General features: G+C 76.9%; 1 protein-coding gene. It reads left to right on the top strand.

Going from position 1 to position 575, the window contains the following annotated elements; genetic code table 11:
- Positions 1–103 precede the first annotated feature (103 nt).
- The coding region (locus KUM32_RS40025; RefSeq protein WP_217146632.1) for a hypothetical protein at positions 104–575 on the top strand (472 nt) is incomplete at its 3' end.

Genomic DNA, 575 nt, shown 5'->3' with positions numbered 1-575 from the left:
TCGCGCTCCGGCGCACGGTCCTCGCCGTGTACGACCGGGAACGGCCCAGCGACCCGCGCCGTACCCGCGTCGCCATCGTCCGCCGCACCACCCGGGACCTGGTGTGACGGGCCTGCCGTACGGCGTGCGCCGCCGGCTGGCCCCGTACCTGCTGCTCTGCGTCGCCGTGACGGGCGCGGTCTTCGCCGCCCTCGCCTGCGGCGCCCTCTTCGGGCCGCGCTGGCTGCTGCTGACCGGCCTGTTCACCGGATCCCTGACGCTGGCGGTCCTCGGCGTCATCGGCGAGCGCGACACCGGCAGGGGCGCGGCCTGGCCGCTGCGCCCCGACGGGTCGCGCGCGTACGCCCCCGCCCTCGTCCACGGGGTGCGCGCGGTCGACAGGGCCACCGGCCGGCCGGCCGCCGACCGGAACGCGCTGAGCAGCGTCTTCGCGTTCGACCTGACCGTGGTGCCCGAGGACCGCGACCCGTACCGGATACGCGTCCGCCACCCGCTCGACGTGCAGGACCTGCTCCACCGCGACCGGGCCGTGGTCCAGTACGACCCGCGCCAACCCTGGCGCGTCATCCTCCCGC

It is taken from the genome of Streptomyces sp. AC627_RSS907 (assembly GCF_019049165.1).
The sequence above is the reverse complement of the archived record's forward strand: the minus strand, read 5'-3'. Positions and strand labels throughout refer to the sequence as shown.